Source organism: Ruegeria sp. CDSA236 (genome assembly GCF_059611285.1).
In genome coordinates, this window is sequence record NZ_JBXWPG010000009.1 from 43,688 (window position 1) to 62,991 (window position 19,304).

General features: G+C 57.5%; 18 protein-coding genes. 7 read left to right on the forward strand and 11 right to left on the reverse strand.

The annotated features are described in order from the left end of the window. Positions 1–3 precede the first annotated feature (3 nt). From hemW to rph, 3 genes are read right to left on the reverse strand one after another with little or no spacing between them, the layout of a single operon-like run. Positions 4–1,158: a radical SAM family heme chaperone HemW gene (gene hemW, locus AC2FLB_RS14625; protein ID WP_496692600.1), complete on the reverse strand. Its 1,155-nt coding sequence runs from the start codon at positions 1,156–1,158 to the stop codon at positions 4–6. Next, positions 1,148–1,762, reverse strand: a complete 615-nt coding sequence (rdgB, locus tag AC2FLB_RS14630) for an RdgB/HAM1 family non-canonical purine NTP pyrophosphatase (protein WP_496709507.1) — start codon at positions 1,760–1,762, stop codon at positions 1,148–1,150. The genes hemW and rdgB overlap by 11 nt, the downstream gene beginning before the upstream one ends. After that, on the reverse strand, positions 1,759–2,472 hold the full coding sequence (gene rph, locus AC2FLB_RS14635) for a ribonuclease PH (RefSeq protein ID WP_496692602.1): 714 nt from the start codon (positions 2,470–2,472) through the stop codon (positions 1,759–1,761). Before rph ends, rdgB begins: the two co-directional genes overlap by 4 nt. A 112-nt stretch (positions 2,473–2,584) precedes the next feature. Between rph and hrcA the strand changes: the two genes are divergently transcribed. Continuing rightward, positions 2,585–3,649, forward strand: a complete 1,065-nt coding sequence (hrcA, locus tag AC2FLB_RS14640) for a heat-inducible transcriptional repressor HrcA (RefSeq protein ID WP_496690208.1) — start codon at positions 2,585–2,587, stop codon at positions 3,647–3,649. 10 nt (positions 3,650–3,659) lie between these two features. Next, positions 3,660–4,223: a nucleotide exchange factor GrpE gene (locus AC2FLB_RS14645; protein WP_142637400.1), complete on the forward strand. Its 564-nt coding sequence runs from the start codon at positions 3,660–3,662 to the stop codon at positions 4,221–4,223. Between the two features lie 32 nt (positions 4,224–4,255). Here the strand turns inward: AC2FLB_RS14645 and mutS are convergent, their stop codons facing one another. Further along, positions 4,256–6,868 (reverse strand): DNA mismatch repair protein MutS, encoded by a 2,613-nt coding sequence (gene mutS, locus AC2FLB_RS14650; protein WP_496709568.1) that lies wholly within the window; start codon positions 6,866–6,868, stop codon positions 4,256–4,258. 160 nt (positions 6,869–7,028) lie between these two features. Between mutS and AC2FLB_RS14655 the strand changes: the two genes are divergently transcribed. Both AC2FLB_RS14655 and AC2FLB_RS14660 read left to right on the forward strand, forming a co-directional pair. Beyond that, positions 7,029–9,284: an NADP-dependent malic enzyme gene (locus tag AC2FLB_RS14655; protein ID WP_496709508.1), complete on the forward strand. Its 2,256-nt coding sequence runs from the start codon at positions 7,029–7,031 to the stop codon at positions 9,282–9,284. 3 nt (positions 9,285–9,287) lie between these two features. Further along, entirely contained in the window at positions 9,288–10,157 is an 870-nt protein-coding gene (locus AC2FLB_RS14660; RefSeq protein ID WP_496709509.1) for a ribokinase, read from the forward strand. On the opposite strand, the gene msrA is transcribed toward AC2FLB_RS14660, so the two are convergent. The 5 genes from msrA to AC2FLB_RS14685 all read right to left on the reverse strand — a co-directional run bounded on the left by msrA (position 10,154) and on the right by AC2FLB_RS14685 (position 14,746). Next, on the reverse strand, positions 10,154–10,825 hold the full coding sequence (gene msrA / locus AC2FLB_RS14665) for a peptide-methionine (S)-S-oxide reductase MsrA (RefSeq protein ID WP_496709510.1): 672 nt from the start codon (positions 10,823–10,825) through the stop codon (positions 10,154–10,156). The genes AC2FLB_RS14660 and msrA overlap by 4 nt on opposite strands. 96 nt (positions 10,826–10,921) lie before the next feature. After that, complete coding sequence (locus AC2FLB_RS14670; protein WP_496692605.1) at positions 10,922–11,206, reverse strand: SCP2 sterol-binding domain-containing protein; 285 nt, start codon at positions 11,204–11,206, stop codon at positions 10,922–10,924. Positions 11,207–11,269: 63 nt separating this feature from the next. Further along, positions 11,270–12,358, reverse strand: a complete 1,089-nt coding sequence (locus AC2FLB_RS14675; RefSeq protein WP_496692606.1) for a M48 family metallopeptidase — start codon at positions 12,356–12,358, stop codon at positions 11,270–11,272. Beyond that, a complete protein-coding gene (locus AC2FLB_RS14680) occupies positions 12,318–13,292 on the reverse strand; it encodes a YjgN family protein (RefSeq protein ID WP_496707359.1) in 975 nt (324 codons plus the stop codon). Before AC2FLB_RS14680 ends, AC2FLB_RS14675 begins: the two co-directional genes overlap by 41 nt. Positions 13,293–13,519: 227 nt before the next feature. Continuing rightward, positions 13,520–14,746, reverse strand: coding sequence for an argininosuccinate synthase (locus AC2FLB_RS14685; RefSeq protein ID WP_142637390.1), 1,227 nt, complete (start codon positions 14,744–14,746; stop codon positions 13,520–13,522). 141 nt (positions 14,747–14,887) lie between these two features. On the opposite strand from AC2FLB_RS14685, the gene AC2FLB_RS14690 reads away from it, so the two are divergent. Beyond that, on the forward strand, positions 14,888–15,649 hold the full coding sequence (locus tag AC2FLB_RS14690) for a hypothetical protein (protein ID WP_496709511.1): 762 nt from the start codon (positions 14,888–14,890) through the stop codon (positions 15,647–15,649). A gap of 57 nt (positions 15,650–15,706) precedes the next feature. Further along, on the forward strand, positions 15,707–16,933 hold the full coding sequence (gene ilvA / locus AC2FLB_RS14695) for a threonine ammonia-lyase IlvA (protein WP_496702886.1): 1,227 nt from the start codon (positions 15,707–15,709) through the stop codon (positions 16,931–16,933). Positions 16,934–17,058: 125 nt separating this feature from the next. On the opposite strand, the gene AC2FLB_RS14700 is transcribed toward ilvA, so the two are convergent. After that, positions 17,059–17,388, reverse strand: coding sequence for an Hpt domain-containing protein (locus tag AC2FLB_RS14700; protein ID WP_496709512.1), 330 nt, complete (start codon positions 17,386–17,388; stop codon positions 17,059–17,061). 150 nt (positions 17,389–17,538) lie between these two features. On the opposite strand from AC2FLB_RS14700, the gene AC2FLB_RS14705 reads away from it, so the two are divergent. Continuing rightward, entirely contained in the window at positions 17,539–18,810 is a 1,272-nt protein-coding gene (locus tag AC2FLB_RS14705; RefSeq protein WP_496690215.1) for a PP2C family protein-serine/threonine phosphatase, read from the forward strand. Here the strand turns inward: AC2FLB_RS14705 and AC2FLB_RS14710 are convergent. After that, entirely contained in the window at positions 18,807–19,250 is a 444-nt protein-coding gene (locus AC2FLB_RS14710) for an NUDIX hydrolase (RefSeq protein WP_496692609.1), read from the reverse strand. The genes AC2FLB_RS14705 and AC2FLB_RS14710 overlap by 4 nt on opposite strands. Positions 19,251–19,304: the final 54 nt, after the last annotated feature.

Here is a 19,304-nt window from a genome sequence, read left to right on the forward strand (position 1 = left end):
GGTCTATCCCAAAAGTTCGCGGATCACCGCGTTCAAGACGGCCCGCCCGTCGGTTGTGGCCATCAGTTTACCATCCAGCATTTGAACCATGCCGATATCCTGAAGATGGCCCAATGGGTCTTGTGGTAAGGGGTGGCCTGATATTTCCGTATATCTATCTATATCTAGCCCGTCGGTAATCCTAAGGCCCATTATAAGGTATTCACTTGCCTGGTCTTCACGCGACAATGCGGCGCGTTCTTTCTCTCCGCTACCACAGGAAGCCGCGTCCAACCACCGCTGCGGATTCAGATAGGTTTCAGTCGCGTATTTCTGGCCATTCTGGGTGATCCGCCCATGGGCGCCGGGGCCAATGCCGACATAGTCACCATAGCGCCAATAGATCAGATTGTGCTGTGATTCCGCGCCGGGGCGGGCGTGGTTCGATACCTCATAGGCGGGCAGACCATGAGCCTCGCAGATTTCTTGCGTGGCCAGATACATATCGGCGGCGCTATCATCCAAGGGTAGGCCGCGTAGCTTGCCCACGGCATAGCGATCACCAAAGGCGGTTCCGTCTTCTATGGTCAGTTGGTACAGCGACAGGTGATCGACCGCCATCGACAGGGCTTCGGTCAACTCTGCGCGCCAGGCATCAAGGGTTTGATGTTGCCGCGCATAGATCAGGTCAAAGCTGACCCGTTCAAAACAATGACGGGCTATGTCATAAGCAGCCCGCGCTTCGGCCACGCTGTGAATGCGGCCCAGCCGGCGCAAATCGTCATCATTCAGCGCCTGTACCCCCATCGAGATACGGTTGACGCCTGCTTCTTGGTAGGCAGCGAACCGTCCCGCCTCGACCGAGCCGGGATTGGCTTCAAGTGTGATTTCCATGTCATTGGCGGCGTGCCAAAGGGCGCGGGCGGTATCAATCACTGCGGCGACGGTTTCGGGATCCATCAGAGACGGGGTGCCGCCGCCAAAGAATATGGTGTTCAGGACACGGTTGGGGGTTTCGGAAGCACTACGGCGCAACTCGACCAGATATGCATCAAGCCATTGCTTTTGATCAATATTTCTTGAAACATGGCTGTTGAAATCGCAATAGGGGCATTTGGCCTCGCAAAAGGGCCAATGCACATACAGGCCAAAGCCCCCATTGCGCCAATCATCCGCCAAAGCAGCCTTTCACGAACATCTCAACCGCGCGACCGCGATGGCTGATCTTGTTCTTTTCCCAGCGATCCATCTCGGCAAAGGTAATGTCATGACCCTCGGGCACAAACATTGGATCATAACCAAAGCCGTCCGCACCGCGAATGGGCCAGACCAGATGGCCGGGGGCGATGCCTTCGAACACCTCATCATGCCCGTCGGGCCAAGCCAAAACCAGCGTGCAACGAAATTGTGCGGTGCGGGGATGGGCGGCGTTCTTCGCCTCAAGCTCCCCATGTGCGCGTGTCATCGCCACTAGGAAATCGCGGCCATTGCCGGTTTCTGCCCAATCGGCGGTGTAAACGCCCGGCGCCCCGTCAAGCGCGTCGATGGTGATCCCGGAATCGTCCGACAGGGCAGGAAGGCCGGTGGCTTTGGCGGCGGCATGGGCCTTGATCCGGGCATTGCCGACGAATGTATCCTCGGTCTCTTCCGGTTCAGGCAGGTCCATGTCCGCGGCGCCGATAACACTGACGCCAAAGGGTTCAAGCAGATGTGCCATCTCCTCAAGCTTGCCTTTGTTATGCGTGGCCACCAGCAACCTGTCGCCGTCGAACTTGCGGGTCATGCGGTGGCGGCCTTTTGCGCAGCAGCCAGTTCACTAACGCCCTGTTCAGCCAGATCCATTAGTTGATCCATCTGAACGCGGCTAAAGACCGAGCCCTCGGCGCTCATTTGAACTTCGATCAATTTGCCGGACCCGGTCATGATAAAGTTGCCGTCCACGCCGGCTTCGCTGTCTTCGGGGTAATCCAGATCCAGCACCGGTTGACCGGCGTAAATACCGCAGGACACGGCCGCAACCGGGTCAACCAGCGGGTCCGAGATCACGTCACCCGTTTTCATCAGCTTGTTGACCGCAAGACGCAGCGCAACCCAACCGCCTGTGATCGAGGCACATCGGGTGCCACCATCGGCCTGGATCACATCGCAGTCGACGGTGATCTGGCGTTCACCCAAGGCAACCCGATCGACACCTGCACGCAGGGCACGGCCGATCAAACGCTGGATTTCCACGGTACGACCACCCTGCTTACCGCTGGCAGCCTCGCGCCGCATCCGTGTATTGGTCGCACGGGGCAGCATGCCGTATTCAGCGGTAACCCAGCCCAGGCCCGAACCCTTGATGAACGGTGGCACGCGATCTTCGATCGTGGCAGTGCACAACACATGGGTATCGCCCATCTTAATCAGGCAGGAACCTTCGGCATGTTTGGTAAATCCCGTTTCGATTGAAACGGCGCGCATTTCGTTTAGATCACGTCCTGAGGGTCGCATGGGAATTCCTTTGTTTGCTGGTTTGGGGATACCGCCCCGCAGCGTCAGGATGCAACCCTGATTGACCTTTCGCCTACCTGCTATTTAATGGCCATCCAGCAGAGGATTGCCGATGAGTGACGCAAGCAAAATTCTGAACGAGATGAATGACCGGTCGCGCGAGGTGTTTCGGCTGATTGTCGAAAGCTATCTGGATAGCGGTGAGCCTGTCGGCAGCCGTACCCTGACGCGCACTTTGTCGGAAAAAGTCAGTGCGGCGACGGTTCGCAATGTGATGCAGGATCTTGAGTTTCTGGGCCTGCTCGACAGCCCTCATGTCAGTGCGGGGCGGATTCCGACGCAACACGGGTTACGGATGTTCGTGGACGGATTGCTGGAGGTCGGTGATCTGGGCGCGGATGACCGGCAGAAGCTGGACGACACACTGGGCGCTAACTCGGGGGATGTCGGCGGGATGCTTGATCGTGTCGGCGCGGCCTTGTCACACGTGACACAAGGGGCCTCGCTGGTTTTGACGCCGAAACACGAAGCGGAAATCAAACATATCGAATTTGTGTCGCTTGGGCATGACAGGGCCCTGGTGGTTTTGGTCTTTTCCGACGGTCAGGTGGAAAACCGGCTGTTCAAGCCGCCACCCGGGCAAACGCCCAGCTCGATGCGGGAAGCGGCGAATTTTCTGAACGCGCTGATCGAGGGCCGCACCATCAGCGAGGTTCGCCGTCAGATGCTGACCCAGATCGATGTGCGGAAACAGGAAATTGACGTGCTGGCCCGTGAAATGGTCGACAGCGGCATGGCCGCATGGGACGGGGATGATGGCGACTCGGCTCGTTTGATCGTCCGAGGGCGGGCGAATCTGCTGGGTGAACGTGGCGAAGCAGATGAGTTGGAGCGCATTCGCACCCTGTTTGACGACCTCGAACGCAAGCGCGACATCGCCGAATTTCTGGAATTGACCGAAGAAGGCGAAGGTGTGCGCATTTTTATCGGGTCTGAGAACAAACTTTTCTCACTTTCGGGTTCCTCTTTGGTGGTGTCTCCATATATGAACGCTGATCGTAAGATAATCGGTGCGGTTGGGGTCATCGGGCCCACACGTCTGAATTATGGACGGATCGTGCCGATCGTGGATTATACGGCGCAACTGGTCGGCAAACTGATATCCGACCGGAGCTAGAGGGTAAGAGATGGCAGAGCCCAAGAACGAAGATTTTCTGGACGATATCGCAACGGCCGAGGCCGAAGAGCTGGCTGATGAATTTGCTGAGATCAGCGAAGAAGCGCTGGAGCTGGATGAGCTGCGCGCCGAGCGCGACGACTACAAAGACAAATTCATGCGTGCATTGGCCGATGCGGAAAACGCGCGCAAGCGCGGCGACAAGGCACGGCGCGATGCTGAACAATATGGCGGCTCGAAACTGGCTCGTGACATGCTGCCGGTCTATGACAATATGAAACGCGCGCTTGAGGCCGCAACCGACGAGCAGAAAGAGGTCGCAGGCGCTTTGCTGGAAGGTGTTGAACTGACCATGCGCGCGCTTAAGGACGTGTTTCAGAAACACGGGATTCAGGTGATCACGCCAGAAGTTGGCGATCGGTTTGACCCCAATGTGCATGAGGCGATGTTCGAGGCCCCTGTGCCCGGAACACGCGCTGGTGACATCATCCAGGTATCTGCAGAAGGCTTTATGCTGTACGACCGGCTCTTGCGCCCCGCGCAGGTAGGTGTGTCGTCCACGCCGGCAAGCTAAGCACCTAAGATATCAATCAATTATTGAGGCGGTCAGGATCTGGCCGCCTCTTTCAATTTATAGATCAGGTCCAATGCCTCGCGCGGGCTTAGCTCATCCGGCAAGATCTCACCCAACATATCCGCAACGGGTGAAGCTTTTGGGGGAGGCGGTGGCGGCGGGGCAGCCGAGAACAGCGGTAGATCGTCGATCAAAGCCTTTTGCTTGCCGCCTTCGCGTTCGGTTTTCTCCAGCTGGTCCAGCACAACGCGGGCACGTTCGACAACGGATGCCGGCAGGCCAGCCAGTTGCGCCACCTGGACACCATAAGATCGATCCGCGGCGCCTTTGTGAACCTCGTGCAAAAAGATCACCTCGCCCTCCCATTCCTTGACCGCAACGGTGGCGTTGTCGACACCTACCAGATTTCCGGCCAGCGCGGTCAGCTCGTGATAATGCGTTGCAAACAGCGCGCGACATCTATTGGCGGCGTGCAGATGTTCGAGCGTGGCCCAGGCGATGGAAAGCCCGTCATAGGTGGCCGTCCCGCGTCCGATTTCATCCAGGATGACCAGCGCATGATCGTCGGCCTGATTGAGGATGGCGGCGGTTTCGACCATTTCAACCATAAAGGTCGACCGCCCCCTGGCCAGATCGTCAGATGCCCCGACACGGCTGAACAGCTGGCTGACCACGCCGATATGGGCTTGTTCGGCGGGAACATAGCTGCCCATTTGGGCAAGCAGGGCGATCAGCGCATTCTGCCGCAGGAAGGTTGATTTACCCGCCATGTTGGGGCCGGTCAGCAACCAGATTGCAGCACCACCTTCCGCGCTGAGATCACAATCATTGGCGATAAACGCGTCACCGCTTTGTTGGCGCAGCGCATGTTCAACAACCGGATGCCGCCCGCCCTGAATATCAAAGGCACGAGAGGCATCGACCTGCGGGCGACACCAGTTCTCGCCCCGTGCCAGATCGGCCAGCGCAGTGGTTAAGTCCAGTTCTGCCAGCCCGCGCGCGGCTTGGTTCAGCTGCGCAGCACGGGTAAGAATCTCATCAGAAAGCCTTTGATAGAGCCGCTTTTCGATTTCCAAAGCATGGTTGCCCGCATTCAAGATACGGGTCTCGATCTCGGAGAGTTCGACAGTGGTGAACCGCACCTGATTGGCCGTGGTTTGCCGGTGGATATAGGTTTCGGAGAACGGCGGGTTCAACATCTTCTCGGCATGGGTGGCCGTGGTTTCAATAAAATAGCCCAGCACGTTGTTATGCTTGATCTTCAGTGAGGTGATGCCGGTGTGCTCGGAGTATTTCTGCTGAAACCCGGCGATGACGGATCGACCTTCGTCGCGCAGGGTCCGGGCTTCATCCAGTTCCACATCATAGCCGGGGGCAATGAAGCCGCCATCGCGCGCCATCAGGGGCGGTTCGGCCACAAGCGCCTCATCCAGCAGGGTCAGCAGATCATCAAACCCTGTCAGGTTTTGCACCGCAGTGGCCAGCAATACCGGCAGATCTCCGGCATTGCACAGTTCGGCGATGGTTGCGGCCTGCGCCAGCCCGTTGCGGATGGCGGCCAAATCGCGAGGGCCGCCACGATCTAGCGACAGGCGCGACAAGGCGCGGTCCAGATCGGGGGTTTTGCGCAAGGCATCGCGCAGATCTTGGGCGATCAGGCTGTCATCGGCTGTAAAACTTACCGCATCCAACCGCCCGTGGATCACATCCAGATTGCGCGAGGGGCTGGACAGGCGCTGTTCCAACAGCCGCGCGCCGACCGGCGTCACCGTACGGTCAACCACCGACAAAAGCGATCCGGCGCGCCCGCCAGACAGCGACCGGGTCAGCTCCAGATTGCGGCGTGTTGCGGCGTCGATTTGCACCACGCGGTCCTCGGATTCTTTCAGCGGCGTTTGTAGCAGTGGTAATTTGCCTTTTTGCGTGATCTCCAAATAGTCAATCAATGCGCCCATAGCGGACACTTCGGCCCGGCCAAAATTTCCAAACGCGTCCAGCGCGCCCACGTGAAACAAAGCGCAGATGCGCTTTTCAGCCGCCGTGCTGTCGAAACTGGCACGGCCGATGGGCGTCAGTGAGATGCCCAGATCGCGGGCAGGTTCGTGCAGGACCTGTTCGGCCCCGTCCGCCACGATCAGCTCCGACGGGGCCAGCCGTGCCAGTTCAGGGCTTAGGCGCACAGAGGTCAAAGGCATCACGTGAAACGCCCCGGTTGAGATATCGGCCCAGGCAAGCGCCGCTTCATCCCTCACCTCGGCATAACAGGCCAGAAAGTTGTGGCGGCGTGCCTCTAGCAGCGCGTCCTCGGTCAGTGTTCCGGGTGTCACCAGCCGGACAACACCGCGCTTTACAACTGATTTAGAGCCTCTCTTCTTGGCCTCAGCCGGGCTTTCCATCTGTTCGCAAACGGCCACGCGAAAGCCTTTTCGGATCAGCGTCAGCAGGTACCCTTCGGCGGCATGGACCGGCACACCGCACATCGGAATGTCGGCGTCGTTGTGCTTGCCGCGTTTGGTCAGGGCGATGTCCAGCGCCTCGGCGGCGTTGACGGCATCTTCGAAAAACATCTCGTAGAAATCGCCCATCCGGTAAAACAGAAGGGCGTCGGCATGGGCCTCTTTGATTTCGAGATATTGCGCCATCATCGGCGTGACTGTGGACAAGGCTGATCCCTTTTGACGGCGTTCGGTCGCGACCTTACAAATCCGCCATCTGGTGCGAAAGGCAAAAGTATTCTCGTTGAGGCGCGCGCGTGCCTGCGCTATGAGGCAGAAGCCCCGTAGTTGCAGAGAAACGACGTATCAAATGCCCAAAGCGAAGATCACCAACGAAGAGGCGCTGGCCTTTCACCTGGACCCAACTCCTGGCAAGTGGGAGGTACAAGCCACCGTTCCCATGACCACGCAGCGCGACCTGTCGCTGGCCTACAGCCCCGGAGTAGCTGTTCCATGTGAAGCAATCGCGGAAAATCCAGAAACGGCCTATGACTATACCAACAAGGGAAATCTGGTCGCCGTGATTTCGAATGGGACGGCGGTTTTGGGTCTTGGTAATCTGGGCGCGCTGGGCTCAAAACCGGTGATGGAGGGCAAGTCAGTCCTGTTCAAGCGTTTCGCTGACGTAAACTCAATCGATATCGAGCTGGACACCGAAGACCCGGATGAGTTCTGCCGCGCCGTGCGTCTGATGGGCCCGACCTTTGGCGGCATCAATCTGGAAGACATCAAGGCGCCCGAGTGTTTCATCATCGAACAGCGCCTGAAGGAAGAAATGGATATCCCCGTCTTCCACGATGATCAGCATGGCACGGCGGTGATCTGTGCGGCGGGCCTGCTGAATGCGCTGCGTATCTCGGGCAAGAAGATCGAAGATGTGAAGATTGTTCTGAACGGTGCCGGGGCTGCTGGGATAGCGTGTATCGAACTGCTCAAGTCCATGGGCGCGCGGCATGAAAACTGCATCGTGTGTGACACCAAAGGCGTGATCTATCAGGGCCGGACCGAGGGCATGAACCAGTGGAAATCGGCCCATGCGATCACCACGGATCTGCGTACGCTGGAAGACGCCATGAAAGGCGCAGACGTCTTTCTGGGCGTGTCGGTCAAAGGGGCTGTGACGCAAGATATGGTCGCCAGCATGGCCGATAACCCGGTGATTTTTGCCATGGCAAACCCCGATCCGGAAATTACGCCGGAAGAGGCCCACGAAGTGCGCGTGGATGCCATCGTCGCCACCGGGCGCAGCGATTATCCGAACCAAGTGAACAACGTGTTGGGCTTTCCCTACCTGTTCCGCGGCGCGCTGGATATCCACGCCCGCGCCATCAATGACGAGATGAAAATTGCCTGTGCCCACGCCCTGGCCAACCTTGCGCGCGAGGATGTCCCGGATGAGGTCGCGATGGCCTATGGTAAGTCGCTGACCTTTGGGCGCGATTATATTATCCCGACACCCTTCGATCCGCGCCTGATTCACCGCATTCCGCCCGCCGTTGCGCGGGCCGGGATGGATACCGGCGCGGCGCGGCGCCCGATTATCGACATGGACGCGTATGAGCTGAGCCTGAAATCCCGCATGGACCCGACCGCCAGCATTCTGCGCGGCCTGAACGCGCGGGCCCGTCAGGCGCAAAGCCGAATGATCTTTGCCGAGGGCGACGATCCGCGTGTGCTGCGGGCTGCGGTGATGTATCAACGCTCGGGCTTTGGTAAGGCGCTGGTCGTAGGCCGCCCGGATGACGTCAAGCAAAAGCTGGAAGAGGCCGGGCTGGGCGATGCTGTGCGTGAGCTGGAGGTCGTGAATGCCGCCAACACTGCGCATCTCGATACCTATTCTGACTTTTTGTACGATCGCCTGCAGCGTAAAGGCTTTGATCGAAAGGATATTCATCGACTTGCCGCGCGCGACCGGCATGTGTTTTCATCGCTGATGCTGGCGCATGGGCATGGCGACGGTTTGGTCTCGGGCGCGACGCGTAAATCGGCGCATGTGCTGGATCGGATCAACCATGTGTTCGACGCAGATGCGACCCGTGGCGCGGCCGGTGTGACGGCGTTGTTGCACAAGGGGCGGATCGTGCTGATCGGCGACACTCTAGTCCATGAATGGCCGGACGAAAACGATCTGGCCAATATCGCCGAGCGTTCAGCAGCCGTTGCCCGCCATATGGGGCTGGAACCGCGCGTTGCCTTTGTCAGCTTTTCGACGTTTGGCTACCCGGTGTCGGAGCGGGCCGAAAAGATGCACCGCGCTCCTGCCGTTCTGGATCAGCGTGGCGTAGATTTCGAATACGAAGGTGAAATGACGGTGGACGTGGCGCTGAATGTCGACCAGCAGGCAAACTATCCGTTCCAGCGCCTGACCGGACCGGCGAATATCCTGATTGTCCCAGCACGGCATTCGGCCTCGATCTCGACCAAGTTGATGCAGGAAATGGGTGGGGCCACGGTGATCGGCCCGATCTTGTCGGGCATCGACAAGCCGATTCAGATCTGTTCGACCATATCGACGGCCAATGACATTCTGAACATGGCCATTCTGGCCTCCTGCGATATTGGTTAAGCCATGACAATCTGGAATCTAGGCTCGATCAACGCAGACATGATTTATGATGTGCCACACCTGCCGGGCGCGGGTGAGACGCTTTCGGCCAACCGTTTGGATCGGTTTCTGGGCGGCAAGGGCGCGAATATGTCCGTCGCCGGCGCGCGGGCCGGAGCGCGGGTGGCCCATATTGGGGCCATAGGGCCCGACGGACGCTGGGCGCGTGACAGGCTGACCGAATATGGCGTCGATACCCGGTGGATTGCCGAAGTTTCAGATCCTACCGGGCACGCCATTATCGCCGTAGACGCCGAGGGTGAAAACAACATCATCCTGTTTCAAGGCGCGAATCATGCAATTACGTCAGATCAACTGGGCCAGGCGCTGTCATCGGCGGATCAGGGTGATCTGATTGTGACGCAAAACGAAACCAACTTGCAGGTCGAAGCCGCAAAAATGGGTCGCGAAATGGGGCTGACTGTCTGTTACGCGGCGGCCCCTTTTCAAGCCGATGCGGTGCAGGCGGTTCTTCCGTATCTGGATTTCCTGATCCTAAATGAGGTCGAGGCCGAGCAGCTGCGGCAGGCAACCGGACAGGGCCTATCCGAGTTGGGGATAGAGCATGTCATTGTGACCCTCGGATCAAAGGGCGCGCGATATCATCATAAGGGGACGACCTCGGATTTTTTGGCTCACAAGGTTCAGGCGGTGGACACAACTGGTGCGGGCGATACGTTCACAGGTTACGTTCTGGCAGGAATGGATCGTGGCATGCCGATGGAGCAGGCCATATTGCAGGCAAACCGGGCTGCCGCGTTGATGGTGACACGGCACGGTACGGCGGATGTCATTCCTGATCTGAAAGAAGTGCGCGAAGCGCGCTTTGATTAAGACCCGGCAAAAGGCGCGTCACTGCCCCACAGCTGTTTGACGCGGGCGTCGCGACCGCAGGCTTTGCGATAGGCCTTATAGGCGTTGCGCTGGCGTTTGGGACCGAACCGCGTAAAGACCAGTTTATCGCCCTTATAGTAATCCTGATGATAGGCTTCGGCCGGGTAAAACCGATCCTGTTGCAGGATCGGGGTGACAATCGTTTGACGCAGGACGTTCTGCGCTTTGGATTTTGCAGCCTCAGCCAACGCCTTTTCGCCTGTATTAGAGACGAAAATCGCTGTGCGGTAACTCTCTCCCCGATCGCAGAACTGTCCGCCCGCATCCGTAGGGTCGACCGAGCGGAAAAACAGGTTCAGCAGGGTTTCACGGGAAACACGGTCCGGATCAAAGGTGATCTGAACAGCCTCATAATGGCCGGTGCCGCCTTTGGTTACCTCGCCATAGGTCGGGTCCGCCGTTGCGCCCCCGGTATAGCCCGAGACCGCCTGAACCACGCCCGGCACGGATTCGAAATCGGATTCAACGCACCAGAAACACCCCCCGGCCACGGTCAGCGTCTCGGTACCGGCAGCCGGTGCAGGCGCGGCGCGCAGCATTGCGACGATGAGGATCAGCGCAAACAGAAGCCAAGGTTTGACAGCGTCAATGTATGTGGTTCGGATCATGGTGGGTCTCCTTCCATGATCAGACTGCCTTGGGAAACCCCCGGGCGCAACGCGCTGACATCTGTTCTCACGCGCTGGTGAGACGAGTTTATCGCCTTAGCCCAGCAACTGCCCCAGCTTCATCGCCACACCCATATTGCCCGTGATCTTGAGCTTGCCCATAGCAATACCGGTCATCGGGTTCAGCTTGCCGGTCAACAGCTTGGTCAGGTTCTCTTGCGAGATACGGATGGTGCAATCCGTGTCCTGATCCTGCGTCGTCGCCTGATTGTCGGCCAGAACGATCACACCGGCATCGCCGCAATCGAATTTCAACGACCCATCAAAGTTGCGCCCGACAAGGTTTTTCTGAATGCCTTCGACAATAGTGCTGAGTTCCATATGACCCCTCCTGATCCCAGAACAGGGTTAGGGGGCTTCAAAATCACAGGCAAGGGCCGCGATCTAATGACCTTGGGTAAGGGATTTCAGATTGTCTTTTCGGTCATCGAAACCGGGATGTGTGCTGAACCAGCCGTCATCTTGGTCGCCAAATCGGGCAGCCATCAGATCAAAGAACTCTTCCGGCCCGCCGGGATCGAACCCCGCCTTCGCGGCCAGATCGACGCCAAAACGATCCGCCGATAATTCATGTTCGCGGGAAAAGGACAGGGACAGGATCAGATTTCCCTCAAGCAGGATCTCATCAAGGATCGGCCCGGTATCACCTGCCAGCAAGCCAATCAGCACATACCCTCCGGCCGAGCGATAGACCTGGTGCAGCCCGTGCTGTTCCGCGACATGCCCCATCTCATGCCCGATCACCCCGGCCACGGCATCGGTAGAGGCGAGGTTAATCAGATCATCCGTAATCACGATGGTGCCATTTGGCAGGGCAAAGGCGTTTGGACCCATACCCGGCATGTGGCGAAACTCTAGCTGGTAGTCGTGATCCTGCGCGTCCGCGCCCATAGCGGCCAGAATACGGTCAAAGCTGTCTTGCACCTCGGCCTTTTTGCTGTCGGAGAGGGCGCTGGGTTCGGCTATGAAGCGATCCACAAACTGCATCACCCCGGCGTCAATCGCTGCAACCAGCGGCGGCGGAGTCATCCAGACCGCCAGCGCAACCAGCAGCGTAAGCCCAAACTTCCACACCGCCCAGGCGCCGGCCAGACAGGCCATCGTGACGACGATCAGGCGAGGGTGAAACCGTTCAAACCCATGCAGAACTGATCCACTGTTGCCCCCGACCAGATGTTCCAGCGCCGCGTGCTGATCTGTCAGGAACAATGTACCATCGGCAAAGATAACCCGGCGTTCGGTCTGGCCGATGCGCGGTTCGATCTGCAATTCATCAGGGTTGCAGCGGGTCAGGATCTGGCCCTTGTCATCGATCAGCCAAGTGGTGTTGGTGCCGATCGCCAGCCGGCACGGCAGTTCACGCGAACTTAACGCAGGATAGGCGCGCCCGGTGACGGACGCGCCTTGATCATTGGTCGGATCGGCCACAGGCCTAGACCGCAATGCCGATATCGAACCCTTCGATATCGCCATAAGCATCGCCAATGGCGCTTACATTTGTGGTGACCTCATCGACAAACTCATCCAGCGGGCCACCGGGGATGAAGATGGTGTGGTTTGCCAGATACCGCACCCGACGCACATGTGCCCAGGGCAGCATCAGGCCCAATGTCATGACAACAACGATCAGGTTAGAAACGGTGATCCACAGAAGGTGCAGGGCAGAAATGTTGGAGTGAAAACGGTGGTTTTCACCCAAAACCGAGTGGTTATAGACCGTGTTGCGCACCATGGCGTGATAGATGATCGTCGCCGGGATGATGGCCAACAGAAGGAACCCATAAAGCGAGGCAACGGAAATCAAGGCAGCGATGTTTTCCGGGTCACTTTCCAGCGTCTGAAGCGCGCTGAGGCTCGAAAGGCCAAAGCCAAAAAGGGTCACCGACAGGACCAAGGCAATGAAGACCCAGGCTGCGGCCGCAAGGAAGGCTTTGTAGAACGGTGCGATTGGGCTGTCGAAATTCAGCGGCGTTTTCCCGAAGCTGTGCCCATTCACGTGAAACCGTTGGATCGAGCGGGTGACAAAGGGCCATGTGGTATAAAGCGTCAGCGCCGAAACAATGGGATAGAGGAAGTAATTGGCCGCCGCCGATCCGGTGGTTCCGTGGAAATTGAACCTCACATTTGACCAGCTGGACATGCGCGCCTGAAACCGCAAGGAGCGGACCAGTAGGTAAGGGATCAAGAACAGCAGCCCTAGAAGCATGATCAGGCCGACAAGCGGAATCGCTGCCAGAACAGAATAGGCAACGATGCCCGCAACTACGATGATCCGACCGATCAGGATCTGCAGGCCGGTTGCGTGATAATCAAAGCTGCGCCCAGCTACATAGGTGTTCTGATAAAAGTACTTCTTGGTCCGAACCTTGGCCCAGGCGCTGTAGATGCCCAGGGTCAGGATCGACAACAATAGGTTAACAATCCAGATGCCAAAATATTCTCTAGCGGAGCCTCGGAACTCAAAATCCCTGGGGGTTCCTTGCTGTCCATCTGTCTGCATGACCGCCTCAATAAAATAGATTGAATTCGGCTGACCCGGATTTGAATCAGCTCGCGGTATCAATCATCTCACAAGCAGGTAATTCTACGGCAAAGTTGCGACAGAATTCGTATGTTGCAACTTTGCCGTGTGTCTTACTTTGACAGCCGTTTGTCGCGTGCTGCCAGCAGTTTCAGGCGCAGGGCGTTCAGTTGGATGAATCCCGCAGCGTCTTTCTGATCGTAGGCACCAGCATCCTCTTCGAAGGTCACGTGCGCCTCGGAATACAGCGAGTGTTCCGACCAGCGGCCCACGGTCGATGCCAGACCTTTGTACAGCTTCACGCGCACGGTGCCGGTGACATGATCCTGAGATTTGTCGATGGCGGCCTGCAACATTTCCCGCTCGGGCGAGTACCAGAAGCCGTTATAGATCAGCTCTGCATATTGAGGCATCAGCTGGTCCTTCAGATGCATCGCGCCCCGATCCATGGTGATGGATTCGATGCCACGGTGTGCTTCCAACAGGATTGTGCCGCCCGGTGTTTCATAGATACCGCGCGATTTCATGCCAACAAAGCGACCTTCGACCAGATCGAGACGCCCAATGCCGTGCTTGCCGCCATATTCGTTCAGCTTGGTCAGGATGGTGGCCGGGCTCATCGCCTCGCCATTGATGCTGACCGCGTCACCTTTTTCGAACCCGATCTCGATGAATTCTGGTTTATTCGGCGCGTCCTCGGGGTGGACCGTGCGCTGATAGACGTAATCGGGCGCCATATCGGCGGGGTCTTCCAGAACCTTGCCCTCGGATGAGGTGTGCAGCAGGTTGGCATCAACCGAGAACGGTGCCTCGCCCCGCTTGTCCTTGGCGATCGGAATCTGGTTGGCCTCGGCAAATTCCAGCAGCTTGGTGCGGCTGGACAAGTCCCACTCGCGCCACGGGGCAATCACCTTGATGTCAGGGTTCAGCGCGTAAGCGGCCAGTTCGAACCGCACCTGATCGTTGCCCTTACCGGTCGCGCCATGAGATACGGCATCCGCTCCGGTCGCCTCGGCAATCTCGACCAGACGTTTCGAGATCAACGGGCGCGCAATCGAGGTGCCCAGCAGGTACAGGCCCTCATACTGCGCATTCGCGCGGAACATCGGAAAGACGAAATCGCGGACGAATTCCTCGCGGATGTCCTCAATATAGATGTTTTCGGGCTTGATCCCCAGCAGCTCGGCCTTCTTGCGGGCGGGCTCCAACTCCTCGCCCTGACCCAGATCGGCGGTGAAGGTTACGACCTCACAACCATACTCGGTCTGCAGCCATTTCAGGATGATCGAGGTATCAAGGCCACCGGAATAGGCCAGAACAACTTTCTTGGGCGCGGACATCTGACTTCCCTTTATGCGTAGAACGACTGGCCCCTAGCGGGTTTTGAACGCGGGGGCAAGTTATCTGCGTTGACGCAGGTCGGGATTTGGGGTGAAACAGAAGGAAAGAAAACAAGGATTGGTTGAAGGGATAGATTTCAGATGCTGGGTTGGAAGATTTTTGCACATTCGGTGCGGATGGTTATTGGGAATCTCAAACAGGTTTTGCAGATTACGTTCGGGCCATCTTTGGTTGCGACAGCGGTGATTGTCGCCCTGTTTTTTGTATTGGACGTTCCGCTGGATCAACTCAATACAACCACCGGAGAGTTACCTGCGGGCGTTTCGAGCGGATCGGTGATTGGCTTCCTGGTGGGCTTTATGGTGGTGATATTTGTGACGATGTTCTGGATTGTGGTGTCGTGGCACCGCTTTGTCCTGCTTGAGGAATATCCAAGAGGTATTTTCCCAACCTTCCGGTTCGATAGAATTCTGGCCTATTTCGGGCGGGTTCTTCTGTTGGGTATCCTGATGGCCATCGCGTTCCTGCCGGCGGGCGCGGTACTTTCAGCGCTGGGCGGTGGAGCATTGTCAGTTGTGTTTGTCATTGTCCTTGTCGTCTTCCTCATCATCGGCTTCTACCGTTTGTCCATAATCCTGCCTGCAGCAGCGATTGGGCAACCGTTGACACTTGGGCAAGCTTGGAACAACACCGCCGGTGCGGGTGGTGCGATCATCGTTCTTTTGCTTGTAAGCTTTGTGTTCCAGGTCGTGGTCCAGTTGGTCTTTACAGCGCTCGCTTTCATCCCAGTTCTGGGTGTTTTGCTCTCACTGTTCTTTGGGGTTCTGGTTTTGCCGCTGATCAATGTCAGTATCTTGACCACCATGTACGGCGTGTTCGTTGAAAAGCGCCAGCTGACCTGAACTCGTACACATATGTATTCCTTGCTCTTTCAGCGATGATGGGGCAGGGAAACCGGCATGAGTGATTTCATGACCCGCGCCCGCGCTGCCGAACAGGCGATGCGCTCTGTGTTTCCGGTGACGCCTCTGCAGCGCAATGCCCATCTGTCTGATCGTTTCGGGGCCGATATCTGGCTGAAACGTGAGGACCTCAGCCCGGTGCGGTCCTACAAGATCCGCGGTGCGTTCAACGCCATGCGCAAACAGCAGGGGCAGAACCTGTTTGTCTGCGCCAGCGCGGGAAATCATGCGCAGGGCGTGGCCTTTATGTGCAAGCACATGGATGTGAAGGGTGTGATCTTCATGCCCGTGACGACGCCGCAGCAGAAAATCCAGAAAACTCGTATCTTCGGCGGCGACAATATCGAGATTCATCTGACCGGCGACTATTTCGATGACACGTTGGCCGCCGCGCAGGCGTGGTGCACCGAACAGGGCGGCCATTTTCTGTCGCCCTTTGACGATGTTGATGTGATCGAAGGGCAAGCCTCGCTTGCGGTTGAGATCGAAGCGCAGTTGGGTGGGTTGCCGGACCACATCCTTTTGCCAGTAGGCGGTGGCGGCATGTCTGCGGGCGTGGCTACGTGGTTTGGCGATCGAACCCATTGCCTGTTTGTGGAACCCAAAGGCGGTGCCTGTCTGCACGCGGCAATGGCAGCAGGACATCCGGTGGCATTGGATCAGGTGGACAATTTCGTTGACGGTGCTGCGGTTGGTCGGATCGGTGAAAAACCGTTCGAATTGCTGAAATCCCGTCATCTGTCGGATGCTCTGGTCCTGTCCGAAGACCGCATATGCACAACCATGATCGATATGCTGAATGTCGAAGGCATCGTTCTGGAACCCGCCGGGGCCCTCGCGATTGAGGCGCTGAGCGATATTCAGAGTTTTATCCGAGGGAAAACCGTTGTCTGCGTAACCTCTGGTGGCAACTTCGATTTCGAACGTCTGCCCGAGGTCAAGGAACGCGCGCAGCGCTATCTGGGGGTGAAGAAATACTTCATCCTGCGCTTGCCACAGCGCCCTGGCGCATTGAAAGAGTTCCTGAACATCCTTGGCCCCGAGGATGACATTGCGCGGTTTGAATACATGAAGAAATCGGCACGTAACTTCGGCTCGGTTCTGATTGGTATCGAAACCCGCAAGCCCGAAAACTTTGCCCGTCTGTTCGCGCATCTGGATGAAGCCGGGTTCACTTTTACGGATATCACCGAGGACGAGACCCTCGCCCAGTTTGTGATCTGAGCAAATGACCAGACTGCAATGTTGTCTGTCGCGGCGATGGATCAGCTGCGTTTGAAACAGACAATATACAGGGCCGGGTTGTCACCCATCGCTAGTGTACCTGTTTGCTGCCTGTACGGCGCCGCTCAGAGCTCGTTCAATCCTGCCTGAAACTCCGTTGCTGAGGTCCGGAATGTGCCGACTATTTCGGCGATATCGACGGTTGCGGCCTGACCCTGTGCCGAATGGCGCTCACCATCTTGGCAGAGCCTGGCCAATGTCCTGAATCCCAGACTAAGCGCGCTGCCCTTCAAGGAGTGTAGATGCTGTTCGAAGTCAGACCGATCATCATCGACCTGCAAATGCTCCAGGCCTTGTTGCACCTCATCGAGAAAGATTTCCACTACCTCGTCAAACTCGTCGGCGCCGACCTCGTCCCGCAGCTGTCTGACCCTGGACCAGTCGATCATGGCCATCCTTTCCCTAAAGATAACGACCCGATTATCACTACAGGCCGTTGGTAAATCCGTGGTTAAGATGGATGCATTTACGACCTTCACAGGATGTTAAACAGCCGTGCGCTAGGGTCGTCCCGTTCCGCATTATGTGGCAGAGCTGAGGGTCAGGTGGCAGAGGTCAGTCAGGCAGAAACAAAGGCAGAGCTGGATTTTGGTGCGATTCGCAAGGTGCTGGTCGTTGATGACAGTCGTCTGCAACGTCGCATCCTTGTGGCCTCGCTGAAGAAATGGGGCTTTGAGGTGCTCGAGGCAGACAGCGGAGAGGCCGCCATCGAAATCTGTGCGGCCATGTCCCCCGACCTGGTCCTGAGCGACTGGGTCATGCCGGGGATGAGCGGGCTGGAATTCTGTCAGGCATTTCGGGCGTTGGAGAATGACGAATACAGCTATTTCATCCTTCTGACTTCAAAAAGCGAAAAGCAGGAGGTTGCGCGCGGACTGGATGCCGGGGCGGATGATTTTCTGATCAAACCTCTTGAGGCGGATGAATTGCGGGCGCGCATATCTGCGGGCGCACGGATATTGGATATGCAGCGTGAGCTGTCTGATAAGAACCGAATGATCGAGACCGCGCTCGAAGAACTGAAAGTGGTCCATGATGCGATCGACAAGGACCTGATTCAGGCGCGTAAGATACAGGAATCTCTGGTCCCCGAACTCACGCGTGATTTCGGTAGGTCGCGTATCAGCATGTTGCTGAAACCTTGTGGGCATATCGGTGGCGATCTGGTGGGAATGTTTTCACCGGGGGTCAACCGTGTGGGGTTTTACAGCATCGATGTGTCCGGCCACGGCATCACCTCGGCGATGATGACAGCACGGCTGGGCGGGTATCTGTCCAGCAAACATTTCGATCAGAACGTGGCGATGGAAAAGCGGTTCGATAAATTTTACGCATTGCTACCACCTGATCAGGTGGCAGAGATGCTCAATTCCCGCCTTATGGCTGATGCTGGCGTCGAAGAGTATTTTACCATGGTCTATGCCATTATCGACCTGCGAAACGGACATCTCAAGATGGTGCAGGCAGGGCATCCGCATCCGCTGTTGTTGCGACAGGATGGTGGGACCGAGTATCTGGGGCAAGGTGGACTGCCCATCGGACTGTTGCCGGATGTCACGTTTCAGCGAACCGATACCTACATGAAGCCCGGTGACAAGCTGTTGCTATATTCAGACGGGTTCACGGAATGCCGGATGGCGGATGGATCCCTGCTGGAAGAAGAGGGGCTGTGTAGAATGGTGACGGATTGTGCCACCGATCTCAGCGGGCCCGAATTTCTGGACGATATGTTCTGGCGGCTGACACAGGCCATGGATCCGGACCAGGGTATGGATGATGACGTATCTGCGGTTTTCTTTGAATACAGCGGGCCTTAAAGCCCCATCAGGTGTCCCGAAGCGAAATGTCGGTCGCCGCTGTTGCCCAGCATCTGCGCGGCATCCGCACTGTCCAGCCAAAGGGCTTCGTGGAATGGCTCTGAAGGTGGACCTATGCGGCGCACAGGGCGGGCTCGATATATCAAACAGACCTTTTCGGCCCACAGGTCATATTCGGGCATGTATGTGAAACGGCGAAAGGCGCCGACCCGCCGCGGGCCGGCAATCAACCAGCCGGTTTCTTCAAAGACTTCGCGATGCAGGGCGGTGATGGGCGATTCGCCCGGGTCAATACCGCCACCCGGCAACTGTAGATCAGGGCCGGGCTCTGTCTGGCAGGTCAGCAACAGATGTCGTCCTCGAGGCAACAATGCGTAAACACCCACACGTCGTGTGTATTTGCGCCCCGCTTGTGGGGTTTCACCGAACCGTCTGATCATGTATGGCCCCTTACAACCCGAAATCTTCGACCTATATGCTGGCGGTATGCCAAT